Origin of the sequence: Bradyrhizobium sp. STM 3809, assembly GCF_000239795.1 — a bacterium.
Lineage (GTDB): Bacteria > Pseudomonadota > Alphaproteobacteria > Rhizobiales > Xanthobacteraceae > Bradyrhizobium.
This window is the reverse complement of sequence record NZ_CAFJ01000487.1, coordinates 1-879: the sequence shown is the minus strand read 5'-3', so window position 1 is coordinate 879 and position 879 is coordinate 1. Positions and strand designations below refer to the sequence as shown.

The window sequence follows — 879 nt, the reverse complement described above, 5'->3', positions numbered from 1 at the left end:
AGTCTCGGCGGCAGCGGCGCGCTGACCAAATCCGGCTCGGGCACGCTGACGTTGGCCGGGGCCAACAGCTACGCCGGCGATACGACGGTCAGCTCCGGGACTCTGCAGGTCGGCTCCTCCGGCTCGCTTGGCGCGGGCAACTACGCCGGCAATGTCGCAATCGCCGCGGGGGCGACGCTGGAATACTCGTCCTCGGCGGCGCAGATCCTGTCTGGAAGCGTTTCCGGCGGCGGTACCGTCATCAAGGACACCTCGACGACGTCGACCCTCACGCTGTCCGGAGCCAATGCGCTGACCGGCACGACGACCATCAATGCCGGCACGCTTGCGCTCAGTCCGTCAGGCGCCTCGGCGATGGGATCCATCCTGGTCGGCGGCGGCGCTTCGGGCGCAACGCTGGTCGTGAACTCCGGATCGACCACGCTCAGCGGCGATCTCGTCGTCGGCGCCGCGTCGGCGGACAAGGCGAGCCTGGCGCAGATCAGTGCCGACCTGACTGCCAACAACATCGACATTGGCAATGCCAATGGTGCGATCGGCACGGTCAACCAGTCGGCCGGGACGCTCACCACGACGGCCCTCAACGATCCCAACTTCGGCATCGGTGCTGCTGTTGGCGGCACTGGCACCTACAACCTGTCCGGTGGGACGGCTGCGGTGACAAACGGCATCTTCAACGTCGGTGGCTACGGCGCGGGAACGCTCAACCAGAGCGGCGGCACGATCAATGCCGGGTGGTGGGCGATCGTCGGCCGTCGCGTCGGCAGCAGCGGCGTCTATAATCTCAGCGGCGGCCAGTTCAACCAGACGGGCACGGGCTCTCAACTGATCATCGGTGAGCAGGGGACCGGAACGCTCAATGTCTCCGGCAGCGGCATC

General features: G+C 67.0%; 1 protein-coding gene. It reads left to right on the top strand.

Annotated features, from left to right (window positions below; translation table 11 throughout):
* Positions 1-879: autotransporter-associated beta strand repeat-containing protein (locus BRAS3809_RS22525; RefSeq protein WP_035657699.1), on the top strand; the 879-nt coding region annotated here is incomplete at both ends.